Here is a 399-nt window from a genome sequence, read left to right on the forward strand (position 1 = left end):
ACAGGCCGTGGCCGAGAACCTCAGCAATGGCGACACGGTTGCCTTCGAAGGCTTCACCCATCTGATCCCGATGGCGGCAGCGCATGAGGCGATCCGCCAGGGGTTTCGCGACCTGACCCTGATCCGCATGACGCCCGACCTAATCTACGACCAGATGATCGGCATGGGCATGGCGAGGAAGATCGTCTTCTCCTATGTCGGCAATCCTGGCGTCGGCCTGCTGCGGCGCGCCCGCGATGCGATCGAGAACGGCTTCCCCCGGTCGATCGAGATCGAGGAACACAGCCACGCCGGCATGGCCAACGCCTATGAGGCGGGCGCGGCCGGCCTGCCCTGTGCCGTGTTTCGCGGCTATCGCGGTGCGGGGCTGGCTGACGTCAATCCCAACATCAGGTCGGT

1 protein-coding gene is annotated in these 399 nt (G+C 65.2%); it reads left to right on the forward strand.

The annotated features are described in order from the left end of the window. On the forward strand, window positions 1-399 hold a 399-nt coding region (locus tag O7A60_RS31830), incomplete at both ends, for a CoA transferase subunit A (protein WP_337109602.1).

It is taken from the genome of Mesorhizobium salmacidum (SeqCode), assembly GCF_037179605.1.
Taxonomy (GTDB): domain Bacteria; phylum Pseudomonadota; class Alphaproteobacteria; order Rhizobiales; family Rhizobiaceae; genus Mesorhizobium; species Mesorhizobium salmacidum.